Source organism: Mycobacterium hackensackense (assembly GCF_025822555.1).
Lineage (GTDB): Bacteria > Actinomycetota > Actinomycetes > Mycobacteriales > Mycobacteriaceae > Mycobacterium > Mycobacterium fluoranthenivorans.
On the sequence record NZ_JACKUC010000030.1, the window covers coordinates 1655019 to 1674833 of the forward strand.

Annotated in this window: 17 protein-coding genes; 9 read left to right on the forward strand and 8 right to left on the reverse strand. The window is 66.6% G+C overall.

Features of this window, described 5'->3' with window-relative positions; genetic code table 11:
• Window positions 1–24 precede the first annotated feature (24 nt).
• From hutU to hutI, 4 genes are read left to right on the forward strand one after another with little or no spacing between them, the layout of a single operon-like run.
• Window positions 25–1698 (forward strand): urocanate hydratase, encoded by a 1674-nt coding sequence (gene hutU, locus H7J86_RS17465; RefSeq protein WP_187097129.1) that lies wholly within the window; start codon window positions 25–27, stop codon window positions 1696–1698.
• Window positions 1695–2951 carry an allantoate amidohydrolase gene (locus H7J86_RS17470; protein WP_267292312.1) on the forward strand — a complete coding sequence of 419 codons (1257 nt, stop codon included), beginning with the start codon at window positions 1695–1697 and terminating at the stop codon, window positions 2949–2951. Before hutU ends, H7J86_RS17470 begins: the two co-directional genes overlap by 4 nt.
• Window positions 2948–4297 carry a formimidoylglutamate deiminase gene (locus H7J86_RS17475; protein WP_267292314.1) on the forward strand — a complete coding sequence of 450 codons (1350 nt, stop codon included), beginning with the start codon at window positions 2948–2950 and terminating at the stop codon, window positions 4295–4297. The genes H7J86_RS17470 and H7J86_RS17475 overlap by 4 nt, the downstream gene beginning before the upstream one ends.
• A complete protein-coding gene (gene hutI, locus H7J86_RS17480) occupies window positions 4294–5460 on the forward strand; it encodes an imidazolonepropionase (protein ID WP_267292316.1) in 1167 nt (388 codons plus the stop codon). Before H7J86_RS17475 ends, hutI begins: the two co-directional genes overlap by 4 nt.
• On the opposite strand, the gene ipdE2 is transcribed toward hutI, so the two are convergent.
• From ipdE2 to fadD3, 4 genes are read right to left on the reverse strand one after another with little or no spacing between them, the layout of a single operon-like run.
• Window positions 5457–6401, reverse strand: coding sequence for an acyl-CoA dehydrogenase IpdE2 (ipdE2, locus tag H7J86_RS17485; protein WP_267292318.1), 945 nt, complete (start codon window positions 6399–6401; stop codon window positions 5457–5459). The genes hutI and ipdE2 overlap by 4 nt on opposite strands.
• Before the next feature lie 4 nt (window positions 6402–6405).
• On the reverse strand, window positions 6406–7383 hold the full coding sequence (locus H7J86_RS17490) for an acyl-CoA dehydrogenase family protein (RefSeq protein ID WP_267292320.1): 978 nt from the start codon (window positions 7381–7383) through the stop codon (window positions 6406–6408).
• Window positions 7380–8525, reverse strand: coding sequence for an acyl-CoA dehydrogenase family protein (locus tag H7J86_RS17495; protein WP_267292322.1), 1146 nt, complete (start codon window positions 8523–8525; stop codon window positions 7380–7382). Before H7J86_RS17495 ends, H7J86_RS17490 begins: the two co-directional genes overlap by 4 nt.
• On the reverse strand, window positions 8525–10045 hold the full coding sequence (fadD3, locus tag H7J86_RS17500; protein ID WP_267292324.1) for a 3-((3aS,4S,7aS)-7a-methyl-1,5-dioxo-octahydro-1H-inden-4-yl)propanoate--CoA ligase FadD3: 1521 nt from the start codon (window positions 10043–10045) through the stop codon (window positions 8525–8527). The genes H7J86_RS17495 and fadD3 overlap by 1 nt, the downstream gene beginning before the upstream one ends.
• A 47-nt stretch (window positions 10046–10092) precedes the next feature.
• Here fadD3 and ipdE1 point away from each other — a divergent pair, with 47 nt between their 5' ends.
• From ipdE1 to H7J86_RS17515, 3 genes are all read left to right on the forward strand, one after another.
• Window positions 10093–11241 carry an acyl-CoA dehydrogenase IpdE1 gene (ipdE1, locus tag H7J86_RS17505; protein ID WP_267292326.1) on the forward strand — a complete coding sequence of 383 codons (1149 nt, stop codon included), beginning with the start codon at window positions 10093–10095 and terminating at the stop codon, window positions 11239–11241.
• A complete protein-coding gene (gene ipdF / locus H7J86_RS17510; protein WP_267292328.1) occupies window positions 11238–12029 on the forward strand; it encodes a (5R,7aS)-5-hydroxy-7a-methyl-1-oxo-2,3,5,6,7,7a-hexahydro-1H-indene-carboxyl-CoA reductase in 792 nt (263 codons plus the stop codon). The genes ipdE1 and ipdF overlap by 4 nt, the downstream gene beginning before the upstream one ends.
• A gap of 62 nt (window positions 12030–12091) precedes the next feature.
• On the forward strand, window positions 12092–14839 hold the full coding sequence (locus tag H7J86_RS17515) for a cellulase family glycosylhydrolase (protein WP_267292330.1): 2748 nt from the start codon (window positions 12092–12094) through the stop codon (window positions 14837–14839).
• Between the two features lie 11 nt (window positions 14840–14850).
• On the opposite strand, the gene H7J86_RS17520 is transcribed toward H7J86_RS17515, so the two are convergent.
• From H7J86_RS17520 to H7J86_RS17535, 4 genes are all read right to left on the reverse strand, one after another.
• Entirely contained in the window at window positions 14851–15456 is a 606-nt protein-coding gene (locus H7J86_RS17520) for a hypothetical protein (protein ID WP_267292333.1), read from the reverse strand.
• Window positions 15453–16979: a putative alpha/beta hydrolase gene (locus H7J86_RS17525; protein ID WP_267292335.1), complete on the reverse strand. Its 1527-nt coding sequence runs from the start codon at window positions 16977–16979 to the stop codon at window positions 15453–15455. Before H7J86_RS17525 ends, H7J86_RS17520 begins: the two co-directional genes overlap by 4 nt.
• Before the next feature lie 4 nt (window positions 16980–16983).
• Window positions 16984–17292, reverse strand: a complete 309-nt coding sequence (locus H7J86_RS17530) for a DUF2563 family protein (protein WP_267292337.1) — start codon at window positions 17290–17292, stop codon at window positions 16984–16986.
• A gap of 68 nt (window positions 17293–17360) precedes the next feature.
• Window positions 17361–17918 carry a hypothetical protein gene (locus H7J86_RS17535; protein WP_267292339.1) on the reverse strand — a complete coding sequence of 186 codons (558 nt, stop codon included), beginning with the start codon at window positions 17916–17918 and terminating at the stop codon, window positions 17361–17363.
• An 86-nt stretch (window positions 17919–18004) separates the two neighbouring features.
• Between H7J86_RS17535 and kstR2 the strand changes: the two genes are divergently transcribed.
• Entirely contained in the window at window positions 18005–18613 is a 609-nt protein-coding gene (gene kstR2 / locus H7J86_RS17540) for a TetR family transcriptional regulator KstR2 (RefSeq protein WP_090354231.1), read from the forward strand.
• A complete protein-coding gene (gene fadA6 / locus H7J86_RS17545; protein ID WP_267292341.1) occupies window positions 18613–19773 on the forward strand; it encodes a steroid 3-ketoacyl-CoA thiolase FadA6 in 1161 nt (386 codons plus the stop codon). Before kstR2 ends, fadA6 begins: the two co-directional genes overlap by 1 nt.
• The last annotated feature ends 42 nt before the right edge of the window (window positions 19774–19815 follow it).

Consider the following 19815-nt stretch of genomic DNA (forward strand, 5'->3'; position numbering starts at 1 on the left):
TCCCGTCAAAGGAACTCCACTCTCATGACCGATTCTGTGACCGCGGGTCCGCGGCCCGTCCGTGCCGCGCGCGGGACCGAGATCTCCTGTAAGGGGTGGCAACAGGAAGCCGCCCTGCGCATGCTGATGAACAACCTCGACCCCGAGGTGGCCGAACATCCCGACGATCTCGTCGTCTACGGCGGCACCGGACGTGCGGCCCGCAGCTGGGAGGCCTTCGACGCGATCGTGCGTACCCTGCGCTCGCTCGAAGACGACGAGACCATGCTCATCCAGTCCGGAAAGCCGGTCGGCGTGTTCCGGACCAATGTCTGGTCTCCCCGCGTGCTGCTGGCGAATTCGAACCTGGTCGGCGACTGGGCCAACTGGGAGCAGTTCCGCAAGCTGGAAGCCGAAGGCCTGATGATGTACGGCCAGATGACGGCCGGCTCGTGGATCTACATCGGCACCCAGGGCATCCTGCAGGGCACGTTCGAAACCTTCGGCGCCGTCGCGCGCAAGCGGTTCGGCGGCACGCTGGCCGGCACCATCACCCTGACCGCCGGGGTGGGCGGCATGGGTGGCGCCCAGCCGCTGGCGGTCACCATGAACGACGGGGTGGCCATCTGCGTGGACTGTGACGAGACCCGGATCGACCGGCGTATCGCGCACCGCTACCTGGACACCAAGGCGGCCGATATCGACGAGGCGCTCAAGCTGGCCGTCGAGTCGCGGGATGCCAAGCGGGCGCTGTCGATCGGTCTTGTCGGCAATGCCGCCGAGGTGTTCCCCGAACTGTTGCGACGCGAGGCCCCGATCGACATCGTCACCGATCAGACCTCGGCCCACGATCCGCTGTCCTACCTTCCCATCGGTATCGACATCGAGGATATGAAGAAGATGGCGGACAAGGATCCCGCCTACTTCACCGAGCAGGCCGAACTCTCGATGGCCAAGCATGTCGAGGCCATGGTCGGTTTCATGGACCGCGGCGCGGAGGTCTTCGACTACGGGAACTCGATCCGTGACGAGGCCAGAAAGGCGGGTTACGGGCGCGCGTTCGACTTTCCCGGTTTCGTGCCGGCCTATATCCGGCCGCAGTTCGAAGAGGGCCTCGGTCCGTTCCGCTGGGCCGCGTTGTCGGGTGATCCCGCCGATATCGCCGCGACCGACCGAGCCATATTGGAACTGTTCCCCGAGAACGACCATCTGCGCCGGTGGATCACCATGGCCGGCGAGCGGGTGGCCTTCGAGGGACTGCCTGCGCGCATCTGCTGGCTGGGCTATGGCGAGCGGCACCGGGCCGGTCTGAAGTTCAACGAGATGGTCGCCTCCGGTGAACTGTCCGCGCCGCTGGTCATCGGGCGCGATCATCTGGACTCCGGCTCGGTCGCCTCGCCGTACCGAGAAACCGAGTCCATGCTCGACGGTTCCGACGCGATCGCCGACTGGCCGCTTCTCAACGCGCTGGTGAACACCGCATCCGGTGCGTCCTGGGTGTCGATCCACCACGGTGGCGGGGTGGGTATGGGCCGATCCATCCATGCCGGGCAGGTGTGTGTCGCCGACGGTACCGACCTGGCCGCCCAGAAGCTGGCCAGGGTGCTCACCAACGATCCCGGGATGGGCGTCATCCGGCACGTCGACGCCGGCTATGAGCACGCGGCCGAGGTGGCTCGTGACCGCGGGGTCCGTATTCCGATGTGGGAGGACGCGTGAGCGACGCTCGCGGAGCGAACCGACAGACGAGCACCTTCGATACGTTGTGGCCGGCGATCCTCGACGTCGGCCGTAACCCGGCAAATGGCGGCTATCGCCGGTTCGCCTGGAGCGACGCGGATTTCACGTTGCGGGAATGGTTCGTGGGTGAGGCGGAACGCCGCGGCATGGAGGTCGAGGTGGACCGCAACGGCAACCTGTGGGCATGGTGGATGCCGCCGGGATGGTCGGGAGACCCGCGCGACGCGTTCGTGACGGGCTCGCATCTGGACTCGGTGCCCGACGGCGGTGCCTTCGACGGGCCGCTGGGTGTCGTATCGGCCTTCGCCGCCATCGATATCGTGCGGGAGCGCGGTGTGGTGCCCGCCATCCCGGTCGGGGTGGCCGCATTCTCCGATGAGGAGGGTGCCAGGTTCGGGGTGGCGTGTGTCGGATCGCAACTGTCCACCGGGGCACTGACCGCGGACCGGGCCCGTGGGCTGCGCGATATCGACGGAATCACCTTGGCGGAGGCCCTGGTTCGGGCCGCACGTGACCCGAACCAGCTCGGGCCGGACCGGCACCTGGCCGAACGGGTCGGCGTGTTCGTCGAACTGCACGTCGAGCAGGGCCGTGCGCTGGACCTCATCGACGCCCCCGTCGCGGTGGCGTCCTCGATCTGGCCCCACGGCCGGTGGGAGTTCACGTTCGACGGTGAGGCCAACCATGCCGGCGCCACCCGGCTGGTCGATCGCCGCGATCCGATGCTGGCGTTCGCCTCGTCGGTGCACACCGCCCGCGCGCAGGCGCAGGCCCACCAGGCGGTGGCGACCTTCGGTAAGGTGCTGGTATCCCCCAACGGGGCCAATGCCATCCCGTCGCAGATCCGCGCCTGGCTGGACGCCAGGGCCGCAGACGAGGCGACCTTGACGGCCCTGGTCGAGGCGATCTCTGCCGAAGCCCACCGGCACGCCACCCTCGACTCGGTCGGGCTGCAGGTGGTTGCCGAATCGATCACGCCCATCGTCGAATTCCCGGAAGGTCCGCGGGCACGCCTGACGAAGGCCCTGGGCCGACTCGGAGAAATCCCGGTGCTGCCCACCGCAGCCGGCCATGACGCCGGCATCCTGTCGGCTCAGGTTCCCACGGCAATGTTGTTCGTACGCAATCCGACCGGTGTCTCGCACTCGCCGGCCGAACACGCGGAGATGGACGATTGCAACGAGGGCGCGGAGGCGCTCGCCGATGTGATGGCCGACTGGATCTCGTCGTGACCGAGACCTGGTGGTGTGAGCACGCCTGGCTCGGCGGGGACACCGTGGACACGGGTGTGGTGATCACCGTCGACAACGGCCGGATCAGTTCGGTACAACCGGGAACGCCGGCGCTCCGGGTGCCGAATCGGCTGTACGGCTTGGTGATCCCTGGTATGGGAAACGCGCACTCACACGCGTTTCACCGTGCGCTGCGGGCCGGCACCCAGCGGGACCGCGGATCGTTCTGGACCTGGCGTGACCTGATGTACCGGGCCGCCGACCGGCTGGACCCGGACCGGTACCGGGCGTTGTCGCGGGCGGTCTACGCCGAGATGACGCTCGCCGGGATCACCTCTGTCGGGGAATTCCACTACCTGCATCACGACACCGGCGGCCGGCGCTATGGGGATCCGAACGCGATGGGACACGCCCTGATCGACGGTGCAGCCGATGCCGGCCTGCGGCTGACCCTGCTGGACACCTGCTATCTCAGTTCGGCTCCCGACGGCGCACCACTACAGGACGGTCCGCAGCTGCGCTTCGGCGACGGCAGTGGCGAAGGGTGGGCCGAACGGGTGGAAGCCCTGCGTGCCCAGGCGCACGGACGGAGCGGTCTGCTGATCGGTGCGGCGCTGCACTCGGTGCGGGGTGTTCCGGTCGAACACATGCCCGCGGTGGTCGACTGGGCCGCCGCGAATCACGCTCCGCTGCACGTGCACTCGTCCGAGCAGCAGGCCGAGGTCGAGCAGTGCCTGTCAGTGCACGGGCGTACCCCGACCGCCGTGCTGAAGGATGCCGGCGTGCTCGGCCCCCGCACGACCGCGGTACACGCCACCCATGTCACCGACAATGACCTCGCGGACCTCGATGCCACGGCCACCGGGGTGTGCTTCTGTCCTACCACCGAACGGGATCTGGGCGACGGGATCGGTCCGGCGCCCGCACTGCTCGGCACCCGCGGACTGTTCAGCCTCGGTTCGGACAGCCACGCCGTGATCGACCTGTTCGAAGAGGCCCGGGCGGTCGAACTGGATGAGCGACTGGCCCGTAGGCAGCGCGGCATCATCGATGCTTCCAGGTTGTTACAGGCCGCGACTGTCGGTGGGCAACACACACTGGGCTGGACCGATGCTGGTTCGATCCAGGTCGGCGCGCGTGCGGATTTCGTTGCCGTGGACCTGAATTCGGTGCGCACGGCAGGTGGCGGCGCGACTCCGGAGAACATCGTGTTCGCGGCAACGGCGGGCGATGTCACCGATGTCGTGATCGACGGCCGGGTCGTGGTGGCCGAGCGCAGGCATCTGCGTGTCGACGCCGCCGCCGAATTGGGTTCGGCGATCGACGACCTGCTGGTGTGCCTATGAGCACCCTGTATGACGGGATCGCCGAACTGGTCACCAACGACCCCGCGCAGGGCGACGGAACTGCGCTGGGTGTCATCAGCGACGGCGCCATCCTCGTCGAGGGTGAGGTCATCGCCTGGGTCGGCCGCCGGGGCGATGCCCCCGCGGCGACGCAGCGCGTCGACTGCGGCGGGGTCGGTGTCATCCCCGGTTTCGTCGACAGCCATGCGCACCTGGTGTTCGCCGGTGAGCGCTCGGCGGAATTCGCCGCCAGGATGGCTGGTCTGCCGTACGCGGCGGGCGGAATCGCGACAACGGTGGCGGCGACCCGCCAGGCCGACACCGCGACGCTGACCGCGGGAGTGAGCCGGCTGGCCGGTGAGCTCCTGGCGGCCGGCGTCACGACCTTCGAATCCAAGAGCGGGTACGGCCTCAACGTCGCCGACGAGAGCCGCTCGCTGGTCGTCGCGCGCGAATTCACCAGCGAGACCACCTTTCTCGGTGCCCACGTGGTCCCTGCGGAGTACCGCGACAACCGCGATGCCTATGTCGAGCTGGTGACAGGTCCGATGCTGCAGGCCTGCGCACCGCACGCCCGCTGGATCGATGTGTTCTGTGACCGCGGGGCTTTCGACGTCGACGAGTCGCGCGCCATCCTGACGGCGGGCAGGGCGGCCGGTCTGCAGTTGCGGGTGCACGCCGGTCAACTCGGTCCCAGTGGTGGGATCCAGATGGCGGTGCAGATGGGTGCCGCTTCGGTGGACCACTGCACCTTCGTCACCGACGCGGATATCGAGGCGATGGCCGCCGGCGATACGGTCGCCACGCTGCTACCCGGCGCGGAATTCAGCACGCGGGCGCCGTGGCCGGACGCCCGCCGGATGATCGAGGCCGGCGTGACGGTGGCCATCGCCACCGATTGCAACCCCGGCAGCTCGTTCACCACGAGCATGCCGTTCTGCATCGCCGTAGGGGTCCGGGATATGAAGTTCACTCCCGCAGAGGCGCTCTGGGCGGCCACCGCCGGTGGCGCGGCGGCGCTGCGGCGCGACGATATCGGAGTGCTGGCGCCGGGGAAGCGCGCCGACTTCGTCTGCCTCGACGCGCCGTCGTACATCCACCTGGCCTACCGGCCGGGCGTACCGCTGATCCGCACTGTGGTGCGCGGCGGACAGCAGGTCTAGAACACCTCTGCTTCGAGCCGGCGCAGATGGTCGCGCGGGGGACCCAGCAGCTGCGCGCTGCCGTGCGCCCGCTTGAAATACAGCTGGATGTCGTGCTCCCAGGTGATCGCGATACCGCCGTGCATCTGGACGGCCTCGGCGGTCACCGCGGACAGTGCCTCGCTGGCCAGCACCCGAGCCAGCGCCGCGGACACGGGCGACGGTTCGGCGATCGCATCGTTGACGACGGCCCGGGCGGCGGACACCTTCACGTACAGGTCGGACATCCGGTGCTTGAGCGCCTGGAAGCTACCGATCGGGCGGCCGAACTGCACCCGGTCCTTCGTGTAGGCCACGGTGAGGTCGAGAGCCCTTGCCGCCGCACCGATCTGCTCGGCCGCCACCAGCAGGGCGGCGATATCGGCCAGGCCGGGATCGGCACCGAGGACGGTCGTCTCGCCGGGGGTGACCGCCGACAGCCGACGGGTCAGGTCCATGGTGGGCTTGGCGTGGGCGGTGAAAGTGTCCCAGCGTGTCAGGTGCTCTCCGTCCGCCGCGATGACCACGTCCGCGATATCGCCGTTGACCACGAACTCGGGGTCGAACACCACCGCGCCGATCGAGGTGCCCTCAAGGAGCCCGGTAAGTGCTTCCTCATGCTCCGGCGCGTCGACGGCGAGCAAGGCCAGCTCGGCGAGCGTGGTACCGAGCAGCGGCGTGGGCACCAGATTGCGGGCCAGTTCCTCCAGCACCACCGCGGCGTCGGCGAGTTCGCCGCCGGCGCCGCCGAGTTCTTCGGGAACCACCAGCGCGGCCGCGCCGACCTGCTCGCACAGCAGCTTCCACAGCGACGCGTCATAGCCCTGTTCGGAGGCCATCGCCGCGCGTACGGCTTCGGGGCCGGCGTGCTTCTCGACCAGTGCGGCGACGGTGTCGCGCAGCAGTTCGCGTTCTTCACTCATGGTCTTACAAAGCCTCCAGCAGTCGGCGTCGGTGCAGGGTGGGATCGCCCCAGGCCGAGCGCAGCGCCTGTACCCGCAGCAGCAGCAGCGACAGGTCGTGTTCCTGGGTGAAGCCGATGGCGCCGTGGGTCTGCAGCGACGAGCGTGCGGCCAGCAGTGCGGCGTCGGCCGCGGCCACCTTGGCTGCGCTGATATCGCGTGCGGTGTCCGGCGAACCCTCGGCCAGGGCCAGCGCCGCGCCGTACACCAGCGGGCGGGCCAGCTCGACGGCGATGTGTACGTCGGCCAGCTTGTGTTTGAGCGCCTGATAGGAGCCGATGATCCGGCCGAACTGGGTGCGCTGCTTGGCGTACTCGACGGACTGGTCGAGCATGGCCTGGCCCGCGCCGACCAGCTGGGCAGCGGTGGCCAGCACGCCGAACTCATACGCGCGGGCGGTGTCCGCGGCCTGCGACGGGCCGGCGGCGGTGACGTCGAACAGCGTCCGGGTCGGGTCCACGGACTCGTGAGCCGCGCCCCCCTGAAGGTCGATACCGGCCTCGGCGACCTGCCCGTCGGTGGCCAGCAGGGTCAGCCCGGCCACGTCGGCATTCACCGCGCGCGGCACCGACGGCGGCAGTGCGACGGTGGCGATCAGCTCGCCCGACGCGAGTTGTGCGGACCGCTCGCCCCACTCCTCCAGGCCGGCGAGCAGAATCGGCGCCACGGCAATGGATTCGGTGACCGGTCCGGGGACCGCCCAGTAACCGAGGCGTTCCAGGGCGACCACCAGATCCACCGGGTGCGCGTCGATGCCGTCGAACTTCTCCGGCACCACCAGCGCCGTGACCCCGAGGTCGGCCAGCTGGGCCCACACCTTGCGACCCGCGGCGGTGTCACCGGCGGCCCAGGCGCGCACGGCGGCGGGCACATCGGCGGCACTCAGTGCGGCATCGATACTGGACGCGAAATCGCGCTGCTGATCGTCGATCTCGAAGTTCACTTCGGCTTCCCCCCAGAAATCTCACGCGGCAGGCCCAGTAATCGCTCGGCAATGATGTTGCGCTGGATCTCATTGGTGCCCGCATAGATCGGGCCACCGAGGGCGAAGAGCAGCCCCTCGGTCCAGTGGTCCACGATCTCGGCGTCTGCGCCCTGCATGTCGAGGGCGGTCTGGTGCAGTGCGACGTCCAATTCGGACCAGAACACCTTGGTCACCGACGACTCCGCACCCAGCTCACCGCCGCCGGCCAGCCGGGTGACGGTGCCGAAGGTGTGTAGCCGGTAGGCCTGAGCCTTGATCCACGCGTCGGCCACCCGGTCGGTGAACACCGGATCGGGATCGGACTTCCACTGCGCGACAAGTCGTTCCGCGGGCGCGAGGAAGCGCGCCGGGCTGCGCAGCGACATCCCGCGCTCATTGCTAGACGTGCTCATGGCCGCGCGCCAGCCGTCGTGGACACCGCCGATGACGTCCTCGTCGGGCACGAACACGTCGTCGAGGAAGATCTCGCCGAAGCCGGTGTCACCGCCGAGCTGGGCGATGGGTCGCACGGTGATGCCCTCGGCCTTCAGATCGAACATGAAGTACGTCAGGCCCTTGTGCCGTTGTGCTTCCGGGTCGGACCGGAACAGGCCGAAGCCGCGCTCGCCGAACGGCGCCCGCGAGCTCCAGATCTTCTGCCCGTTGAGCTTCCAGCCGCCGTCGACCTTGGTGGCGGTGGACCGCAGGGAGGCCAGATCGCTGCCGGACTCGGGCTCCGACCAGGCTTGGGCCCAGATCTCCTCGCCACTGGCCATTTTCGGCAGCACACGATCCAGCTGTTCCGGCGTGCCATGCGCGAACAGGGTGGGGGCCAGCATGGAGGTGCCGTTGGCGCTGGCCCGGCCGGGCGCGCCGGCGCGGAAGTACTCCTCCTCGAACACCACCCAGTGCAGCAGGGTGGCGTCGCGGCCGCCGTACTTCTTCGGCCAGGCGATCACCGACAGTCCCGCGTCGAACAGGATCTTGTCCCAGCGTCGGTGCTGCTCGAAACCCTCGAGCGTGTCGTAGGACTTGGTGGGGAAGGAATCCCGGTGCGCAGCGAGAAACTCGCGGACCTCCGCGCGGAACTCTTCGCTGTCGTCGTCGAATTTCAGATCCATTAGATCATCTCTCGCAGCTGTGGTTTGACCACTTTGCCTCCTGGGTTACGCGGCAGAACGTCGAGGAACACCACCGAACGGGGCACCTTGAAGTTCGCCAGATGCTCACGCGCATGGGCGATCACCGCCGCCTCGTCGAGCTGGGCTCCGGGCTTGACCACCACGAATGCCTTGCCGACTTCGCCGAGCCGGTCGTCGGGAACCCCGATCACCGCGGAATCGGCGATACCGTTCAGCCGGGCGAGCACCTGCTCGATCTCGGCGGGGTACACGTTGAATCCGCCGCAGATGTACATGTCCTTGAGCCGGTCGGTGATGGTCAGATTGCCCGCGTCGTCCACGGTGCCGATATCGCCGGTGTGCAACCAGCCGTCGGAATCGATGGCGGCCGCGGTGGCCTCCGGGTCGTCGAGGTAGCCCAGCATCACATTCGGGCCACGCAGCAGCACCTCGCCGGAGTCGTCGATGCGCAGTTCGAAATCCGCGATCGGCCGACCGCACGTGGTGGCCACGGTGACGGCGTCGTCGTAGGCCCGGCACATGGTGCCGAATCCGCTGGCCTCGGTGAGGCCGTAGGCGGTGAGCACGATGTCGATATCGAGCTCCGACTGCATCCGTTCGATGAGCACCACCGGCACCACCGCCGCGCCGGTCACCGCGAACCGCAGTGAGTTCAGGTCGTACCGGTCGCGGTTCGGGTGGTCCAGCAGCATCTGGTAGATCGTCGGCGGTCCGGGCAGCACGGTGATCTTCTGCTCGGCAACGGTTTTCATCGCCAGTTCCGGGTCGAAGGTCAGCTGTGGAATGAGGGTGGCGCCGGTTTGCAGGCAGGCGAGGATGCCGGCCTTGAACCCGAAGTTGTGGAAGAACGGGTTGATACACAGATAGCGGTCGGCGCTGGTGACCTCACCGCACGCGGCCCAGGCGGCCGACGCGTCCAACGACTGCCGGTGTGCACACCGCACACCCTTGCTGCGTCCGGTGGTGCCGGAGGTGAAGAGAATGTCGGACACATCGTCGGGCTGCACCGCGGCGGCCCGTGCGTCGACCTCGGCCAGATCGGTGCCGCGGGCCACGAACTCGTCCCAGGTTCCGTCCTGTTCCTCGATGGGCACCCGCACGATGTGGCGCAGCGCCGGCAGCGCGTCCCTGTCGAGCTGTTCGGTGCGGTCCGCGCCGAGGAATCTGCCGGCCGCGATCAGCAGGGGAGCCTCGGTGCGGGCCAGGATGTCGGTGGCCTCGCTGGCGGTGTATCTCGTGTTCAGCGGCACGACGACGGCGCCGGCGTAGTGGGTGGCCAGCGCGGCGACCACCCAGTGCCACGTGTTGGGGGACCAGATCGCCACCGGGTCACCTGGGGCCACACCGAGGTCGACGATCGCCGCAGCGGCCTGGCGGACTTCGGTGCGCAGCTGCCCGTAGGTGAGGCGTTTATCCGGCGTGACCAGGGCGTCATGCTCGGACAGCTGTACGGCAATCCGGTCCAGCACCGCTGGAACGGTCCGCTTCACGCTCGTCATTGACGCTCCTCTAACAAAGCAAGTGCTTGGTAGGTTAGCCTACAAGGGTGATAGAGGTCGAGGACTTCCGGGCCGAGGTCCGGCAATGGCTCGCCGATAATCTCGTCGGCGAATACGCGGCGCTGAAGGGCCTCGGTGGCCCCGGTCGCGAGCACGAGGCATTCGAAGAACGCCGGGCGTGGAATCAGCATCTGGCCGCGGCAGGACTGACCTGCCTGGGCTGGCCCGAGGAACACGGCGGCCGCGGTCTGACCGTCGCGCACCGGGTCGCCTTCTACGAGGAGTACGCCAAGGCCGATGCCCCCGACAAGGTGAACCACTTCGGTGAGGAACTGCTCGGGCCCACGCTGATCGCGTTCGGCACCCCTGAACAGCAGGCACGGTTCCTGCCCAAGATCCTCGACGTCACCGAACTCTGGAGCCAGGGTTACTCCGAACCCGGCGCCGGCAGTGACCTGGCCAACGTGTCGACGTCGGCCGAACTTGTGGGCGACGAGTGGGTGATCAATGGCCAGAAGGTGTGGACCTCACTGGCGCACTGGGCGCAATGGTGCTTCGTGGTGGCCCGCAGCGAGAAGGGCTCCAAGCGGCACGCCGGACTGTCCTACCTGCTGGTGCCGCTGCAGCAGCCCGGCGTCGAGATCCGTCCGATCATCCAGCTCACCGGCGACTCCGAGTTCAACGAGGTGTTCTTCGACGACGCCCGCACCGACGCCTCGCTGGTCGTCGGGCAGCCCGGCGACGGGTGGCGAGTGGCCATGGGCACCCTGACCTTCGAGCGTGGCGTGTCCACCCTGGGGCAGCAGATTCGCTACGCCCGTGAGCATTCGAATCTCGTCGAGCTGGCCAAGCGCACCGGCGCGGCTGACGACCCGCTGATCCGAGAGCGTCTCACCCGGTCCTGGACCGGCCTGAAGGCCATGCGGTCCTACGCGCTGGCCACCATGGATGTTGAGCAGCCCGGCCAGGACAATGTGTCGAAGTTGTTGTGGGCCAACTGGCATCGCGAGCTCGGCGAGATCGCCATGGACGTGCAGGGTGTCGCCGGACTGACCCTTGACAATGGTGAGTTCGACGAATGGCAGCGGCTGTACCTGTTCTCGCGCTCGGACACCATCTACGGCGGCTCCAACGAGATCCAGCGCAACATCATCGCCGAGCGGGTGCTCGGCCTACCCAGGGAAGCCAAAGGATGACGGACCTCTCAGCAGTACCCAAAGAGATTGACGGACATGGACTTCTGAAGGGCAAGGTGGTCCTGGTGACCGCCGCCGCCGGCACCGGAATCGGATCGACGACGGCGCGCCGGGCTCTGCTGGAGGGCGCCGACGTCGTCATCTCCGACTTCCACGAACGCCGCCTCAACGAGACCCGCGAGGAGTTGGCTGGACTGGGCCTGGGCAAGGTGGACTCCGTGGTCTGCGACGTCACCTCCACCGACGCCGTCGACGCCTTGATCGCCGGTGCCGTGGAGAAGGCCGGGCGGATCGACGTGTTGGTGAACAACGCCGGCCTCGGCGGACAGACCCCGGTCATCGAGATGACCGACGACGAATGGGACCGCGTCCTCAACGTCACGCTGACCTCGGTGATGCGGGCCACCCGCGCCGCGCTGCGGTACTTCCGCGGGGTTGAGCATGGCGGGGTGATCGTGAACAACGCCAGTGTGCTGGGCTGGCGTGCCCAGCATTCGCAGTCGCACTATGCCGCCGCCAAGGCCGGCGTGATGGCGCTGACCCGTTGCAGTGCAATCGAAGCCGTCGAGTACGGGGTGCGCATCAACGCGGTGTCCCCGAGTATCGCCCGGCACAAGTTCCTGGAGAAGACGTCGTCGGCGGAGTTGCTCGACCGTCTCGCCGGCGACGAGGCCTTCGGCCGGGCAGCCGAACCGTGGGAGATCGCCACCACCATCGCCTTCCTGGCCAGCGACTACTCCAGCTACCTCACCGGCGAGATCATCTCGGTGTCGAGCCAGCGCGCGTAGCTTTCTCCACCCGGTGGCGATTCCGCAGATTTCTGTGAATTTGTGGGTTAGCGTCCGATTTCATGCAACAGCTATCGGCGTGGATGGGTGCGGGCCTCGTGACGGCGGGTGTCTCGGCGGCCATGCTCGCAGGCGCGGGCGTGGCTGCGGCCGACACCCCGTCCGGTTCGGACGCCGGCACGTCCTCGGCGAGCACCAACGAGCCGAAACCCACCACGCACGAACCCGCTGAGACCAAGGCGCCCACCGAGGAAGCCGCCGAAGAGAATTCGGCCAAGCCTGCCGCGACCACCAAGCGCAAGAAGAAGACCCGCGTCACCGCGACTCGCGAGTCGGCGACCACCACGGCAGGCACCACCGCCGACCCGGAGCCCCCCGCGGAAAAGCCCGCGCACCGGCGCCGCGCGGCAGTGGCGACCGCAATCCCGACGGTGACCCCGGCGGCCACCCCGACCTCCGAGTCGGCGACGAAAGCGGCCTCGGCCACGGTCGCGGTGACCGCTGCACCTGCCGCCAAAGAGTCTGTGGCCCAGAAGGTGTCCGCCTATGCGGCTCCGCTCGCGGCGGCCGGCGCTACCGCGACGCCCAAGGCGCCCGCGGTCGTCGGACTGATCCAGTCGGTCGTCGCCGGTGTCGCGCGCGAGGTCCGGGTGATCATCAACGGTGTCAGCACCGTCACGGCGGCCGCCGTGCACGCGGTGCAGGTCGTCGCCACCGGCCCGATTCCCAAGTCGCCGGCCGGATTGTTCCAGCACTTCGTCTACACGCCGGTGCACACCGTGGCCGAAGCCTGGATCGGCACCGAACTCGGGTACCAGGTCAACGGCACCATCAACAGACTGGCCGGATCGTATGTGATCGGTGACGGAGCGGCGGGGACCGCCGAACACCCCGACGGTGGTGCCGGCGGCTGGCTGTTCGGCGATGGCGGCGCCGGCTGGACCAGCACCGTGGCCGGGCAGGCCGGTGGCGCGGGTGGCAGGGCTGGGTTGGTCGGCGACGGCGGCATGGGCGGAGCGGGCGGAGCCGGGGCGGCAGGTGGCCAAGGGGGGACCGGTGGCCAGCTGATGGGGATCGGTGGTGGCGGCGGCCAGGGTGGGGCGGCAACCACCGGTGGCGCCGGCGGTGCGGGCGGTGACGGGGCCGGACTGCTGTTCGGGATCGGTGGGGCTGGGGGGCAGGGCGGCGACGGCGTGGACGGCGGTCGTGGCGGAAACGGTGGCGACGGCGCGCGGTTGCTGGGCAGCGGCGGCGACGGTGGCGACGCCGGCGACAGCGGTGTCGGGGGTGACCCGACCGGTCTGCCCGCACTCGGTGGGGCCGGTGGAAATGCAGGTCTGCTCGGAACACACGGTGAGGTAGGACATTTCGGTGCCTCCGGCACCGTCGCGGTCACCGCGGGCGGTACCGGCTTGTCCATCACGGGGACGTGGATCACCAACAGCGATGGGCAGGTCGTCATCCTGCACGGCGTCAACGAGGTCTACAAGCTGGCACCCTTTGAGCCGGCCGCCAGCGGTTTCAGCGAGGACGACGCGCAGTTCCTCGCGGCAAACGGGTTCAACGTGGTACGCCTCGGCGTCATCTGGGCGGCGGTCGAGCCTCGGCCCGGTGTCTACGACACGGAGTACCTGGCGTCGCTGTCGCAGACGGTGCAGATGCTGGCCGACCACGGCATCTACACCCTGCTCGACATGCACCAGGATCTCTACAGCAGCACCTTCGCCGGGGAGGGCGCCCCGGAATGGGCGACACAGACCGGTGGACTGCCCAACCAGAACTTCGGCTTTCCGGGCAGCTACTACCTGAATCTCGCGATGAACCATGCCTGGACCCAGTTCTGGAACAACGCCGAGTCACCGACGGGGCTGGGTCTGCAGGATGCCTACGCGCAGATGTGGGAGAACGTCGCGAGCTATTTTTCCGGCAACACCGCCGTGATCGGCTACGACATCATGAACGAGCCGTTCCCTGGATTCTCCTGGCTGCCAACCCTGCTCGGAAGCCCGTTCTTTGGATACCAGCAGTTGACCCCGTTCTACAACCAGGTCATCTCGGCGATCCGGGCCGTCGACCCGACCACTCCGGTGTATATCGAGCCGGCCAATCCAGCGGTGTCCGAAATACTGGACATCCTCGGGTTCCCCACCAGCCTCGGCACCGTGAGCGACCCGAATACCGTTCTGGCATTTCATGATTACTGCGGAGGGTCGAGCCTGTCCGCGCTGTGCGGGTACATCGCCAAGGCGCTGGCCCGGGGTGCCCACAACTACGCGGCTCAACACGGGATCCCGGCCTTCATGAACGAGTTCGGGGCCACCAGCGCAAAGGGTGATCTGACCAAACAGATGCGAGCCGGCGACAGCTACCTGATGAGCTGGTCGGTGTGGGCCTACACCGGCAAGGGTGATATCACCACCAGTGGAACGCATGACGGTGAGGCGCTCGTCTACGACCCGGCGCTGCCGCCGACCGGTGACAACGTCAACACCGGCAACTTGGGCATCCTGTCCGCGCCCTACCCGCAGGCGGTCTCGGGCACCCCGAAGTCATGGTCCTACGCCGACGGCACTTTCGCGTTCAGCTACTCCACGGCCAAAGCCGATGGCTCGGGCACCTTCGCGGCCGGCGCGCAGACGACAATCTCGGTCCCGGCGGTGCAGTTCCCGAACGGCTACCAGGTGAGCGTCGTCGGCGGGCACGTCGTCTCGGCTGCCAATGACGCGAAGCTCGTCATTGCCGCGGATGACGGTGCGACCGCGGTGAGTGTCACGGTGACCGGTGCGGCGGCGGGCGCGACAGCGGCCTGAGTGGGGACCTACTACCGAGTGTGTCGGCCGTGGTCTCGATGAGTTGAGGCCCAGTGTCGGCTTCCGTAGTAACCACAAAAGTAGGCAACGGCGAAAACGCCCACGGTGACGACGGCGGCAAGGACGAGCTGAAGGCGTTGTCCTGACGCGATTCCCGCATCGAGTACTGCGTCTCGATGGCCGAAGATCGCACCGATGACGATGATGGCGACGGGCGCCCCGGCAGCCAACCAAGGATTGCCCTCTCCGGTGAGGTAGGGCAGGACGCCGAACATGAGGATGATCAGGGCCACCAGCGCCCTCCACCAGGACTTGGCGGCCGTGACAGCTGCGCCATAAGGCTGCGGACGGTCGCTGTAGAACGATGCGCGACGGCCTTTGATCTTGAGAAAGGGCGTGTACGCGTAGGCGATGAAGGTGACTGCGCCGAAGACGAATACGGCAGCGCCAGTGGCTGACTTCCAGCCCTGTGGTGCGGCGACGAAATACGACGCGACGCAGGTGATCAGTGCTCCCGCCCAGTAGAGGAGCCGTCCTGCGGAGAGGTTGCCGCGCGGCGCTAGTGCCATTGCAGCCATGCCGACAAACGCGACGACGAGACTGACGTCACTTGTCATTTGCCGGCCAGCCAGTTGTAGAGCTGATCGCCGGCGTCCTCGCCGTAAATGGCGCCAATCGTGCCCAAGGTGACAGATCCGATAAAGACACCAGGCGGGCCGGCGGGTGCACCTATTTCTGCACCCAGGGCGCCCAACGCCCAGGCGCCGGCCATCCCTCCGCCGGTCTTTGCAGCAACCTGCCCCACGGGGACACCGTGCTGGATGTCGTACAGCCCGACACCCAGGTCAATCAGATTGCCTGCAACGCCGAGCTTGCTGCCAACGGCTTTCAGGGCTTCTACATCGTGAGCTGAGTAGGTGACCACTGATTCGTTCCAATGGCTACCTGTCGGCAGCGATTCGCCAGTGCGGTCAAATGCCTCTTTGAGTCCGGATATCGGCTTACCCGCCGCGGACGCACCCTCGACCAATTCTTTGGGAATGATTCCATGCGACATTTCCGTAGCGACTTGGGCAGCTCCTTGCGGCGACATACCTGCCTGTTGGAGTTGTTCTTGCACGCGGGTGATGACCAGTTCGCGCGCTTGCCTTTCCGAACTGTCCAAGAGTTCGGTGGCTTGATCTGGTGTCATGCCGGCCGAACCCAGCAAGCCTTGTTCAAGTTTCTGCTGCATCTCAAGTCGTCGTTGGGCGCGGGTGCGCGCGTCGCCGCCGAGAACGGGATCGATCGGCAGTGGGCCCGTTGAACGTGAGGTTTCGTAGTCGTTCAGTCGTTCCCCTGCGTAACGTGTTTCGTCAACGCTGGACGTTGGATCATTGATGGTGGCGTAGTCGCGCAATCGACCTGCTGCGGCCTGTTTTTCAGGTGTCCAGCCGCCAGGAGAGTTCACCAATTCCTGGTCTGCGGCGCGTTCCGCTTCGCCGTACTTCTGTGCTTCCGCCTGCCCATAATTCCGTTCCTCGCCCTGTCCATCGATGTCTGACGTGGGATCTGCGTGATAACCGTCTGCCGACATGGCTTGGGTGGCTTTGTCCAGTGCACTTCCGTAGGCATCGTGAATGGCTTGCATCTCATGTAGCGAATTGGCGGTGGCATCGATTGCGGCTGCCTTCAGATCTGACCAATCCGCAGTACGGCCGTCGGCCGCGGCTACCGCGATTCTCGCATCGATTTGGTCGTCGAGTTGTTCCAGCCTAGCTTCTAGGTTACTTATGGAGACCTTCCCGCTTCTCTGGCTTTCCGACAGTGCAGCCGAGATAGTTTGCAGCTCAACGCCTATTCTCGACATCTGTTCCTTGGTGAGGTGAAGCGAGTCAGTCGCGCGTTGCACTTCGGCTGAATCATTGATCGGGTGCGCTCCGCCGTCCTGACGATCCCACGCTGACTCAAACCTCTGCTTGGCTGTGTTGAACTCCTCGCTGGTTTCCCTTGTGCACACACCCGCTTCATAGAAAGCGGACGCGAGTTCGCTGATCTCGCCGGGGGAGCCGCCGTCAAGTGCCCTGTCCAGCTGCCACGGGTCACCACCTGCTGCGCCGATCAGCTCCCCGACGTTCAGGTGTTTTAGTTGTAAAGGCACGAAACTAAAGGAGGTTCGCGGCGCTGTCTATCGAGGATGCGCCCGTGTCGTCCTGAGTAGAAAACGCTGTCGCCGCGGTGACAGCACGGTCGGCGAGTGAATCAAACTCTTGGCGGAAGCTCTGCAAAGTGTTCACGTGGGCTTCGTGGGTGTTGGAGAGCTCGCGATAAAAATCTCGCGCCGCATCGAGATCGCCGAATATATGCGATGGGATTGCTGCCTCACTGAGCTTGGCGGCACCCCTCTGTGCGATAGTCCCGGCGCTCTGCGAGAACGCAGCCCCCATACGTAGCAGATCTGGATCAACAATCATCGCTCCCCCTTAGCTACAGACAGATTACCTCTGTTCGCGAGCGAGGCTGCGCGTCAAAAGGGCCGATGTCAATCGATGCGAAATCCGTACCGGTCGAGTCCAGCAAGGGTGGACGCGTCACCTTCTGTCACGAAAATCCACGACATGCCCGTGTCGTCAGTACGCACCGCGTGGTGGTAGTGAGGGCTCAATGCCGCCAGGTCGTCTTTCAACTTGGAACTCTGGTCGTACACCCCGGCAAGCACTGGCAGAGCCCCCGGCGTTCCCATGCAGATGCCCCAGTCGGTGGACTGTGGAAGTAGCGTGTTGGCTCGGTTGTCGTCCAGCATCGTTGGGCTGCCACAAGCGGCCGTGATCCACGTGATGCCTTGAGCCGACTGGAATGGCGGTGATGGTTCCGGGGTGGACGACGTGGTCTCCGCGGTCGCTTCAATGCCCGCTGCGCGGTCGGCCGACTCTTCCTGCCGTAAGGCGATCCAAGCCAGGGATATCGCCAGCGCGATTATCAGGATCGCAAGGTCTGCGGCTAGGACGATCTTGGTGCGGCGCGTCAGTCGCTTACGAACTGGCAGTCGCTGACCAGGCGGACTTGTACTGACTTCGAGTCTGCTTGGATCGTGCTCCACCGAATGAAGACTAGGGACTCGATGCGGACCCCATGTCATCTATCACATATTCGACCTAGCAAGCGCTTGGTTGCTATGCTTCGATGATGGCGACGGAACCGCCCGGGCAGCCGGCGAGCAGGCGTGACGAGCTCCTCGAGCTCGCTGCCACGATGTTCGCGGAGCGCGGCCTGAAGGCGACCACCGTCCGCGATATCGCCGACTCCGCGGGCATCCTGTCGGGCAGCCTGTACCACCACTTCAAGTCCAAAGAACAGATGGTCGAAGAGGTGCTGCGGGACTTCCTGGACTGGCTGTTCGCCAAGTATGAACAGATTGCGGCCACCGAGGCCAGCCCGCTGGAGCGCCTCAAGGGGCTGTTCCTGACCTCCTTCGAGGCCATCGAGCACCGGCACGCGCAGGTCGTCATCTATCAGGACGAGGCCAAACGCTTGTCATCGCTGCCGCAGTTCGCCTTCGTCGACAAACGTAACCGTGAACAGCGCAACATGTGGCTGGACCTGCTGAACCAGGGCATCGCCGACGGATCGTTCCGGCCCGATCTCGACGTCGACCTGGTCTACCGCTTCATCCGCGACACCACCTGGGTATCGGTCCGCTGGTACCAACCGGGAGGACCTCTCACGGCCGAGGAAGTCGGCCGCCAGTACCTCGCCATCGTTCTTGGCGGCATCACGAAAGAAGGAGATCAGTAATGGCTGAGGCGTACGTCATCGATGCCGTTCGCACTGCGATCGGCAAGCGTGGAGGATCGCTGTCCGGAGTGCACCCGGTCGACCTGGGTGCCGCCGCCTGGCGCGGGCTTTTCGAGCGCACCGATCTGGACCCCAGCGCGGTCGACGATGTGATCGCCGGCTGCGTGGATGCCATCGGAGGCCAGGCCGGCAACATCGCCCGGCTGTCATGGCTGGCCGCCGGCTACCCCGAAGAGGTGCCCGGCGTGACCGTCGACCGCCAGTGCGGCTCGTCCCAGCAGGCCATCTCCTTCGGCGCACAGGCGATCATGTCGGGCACGGCGGACGTGATCGTGGCCGGCGGTATGCAGAACATGAGCCAGATCCCGATCAGCTCCGCGATGATCGTCGGCGAGCAGTTCGGTTTCACCTCTCCCACCAATGAGTCCAAGAGCTGGCTGCACCGGTACGGCGACCAGGAGATCTCGCAGTTCCGCGGCTCCGAGATGATCGCCGAGAAGTGGAACCTCTCGCGGGAGGATATGGAGCAGTACGCCCTCACCAGTCACCAGCGTGCGCAGGAAGCCATTCGCGCCGGGTACTTCGAGAACGAGATCATCGGCGTCCAGGTCGACGGCGTCGGGTTCGTCACCGATGAGGGTCCGCGAGACACCTCGCTGGAGAAGATGGCCGGCCTCAAGACCCTCGTCGAGGGCGGTCGCCTCACCGCGGCGATGGCCAGCCAGATCTCGGATGGTGCCAGTGCTGTACTGCTCGCGTCGGAAGATGCGGTGAAGACGCACGGCCTCAAGCCACGCGCCCGTATCCACCACATCAGTGCCCGGGGCGCCGATCCGGTGTACATGCTCACCGGCCCGATCCCGGCCACCCATTACGCCCTGGAGAAGACCGGCCTGTCGATCGAGGACATCGACACCGTCGAGATCAACGAGGCGTTCGCGCCGGTGGTTCAGGCCTGGATCAAAGAAACCGGCGTAGACCCGGCGAAGGTGAACCCGAGTGGCGGCGCCATCGCCCTCGGTCATCCGCTCGGCGCCACCGGAGCCAAACTGTTCGCCACCATGCTGAACACGTTGGAACGCACCGGCGGCCGCTACGGGCTACAGACGATGTGTGAGGGTGGCGGCACGGCGAACGTCACCATCATCGAACGTCTCTGACCCGGCACGAATAGGGGCGCGGCGCCAAGGTTCCACCCCAAG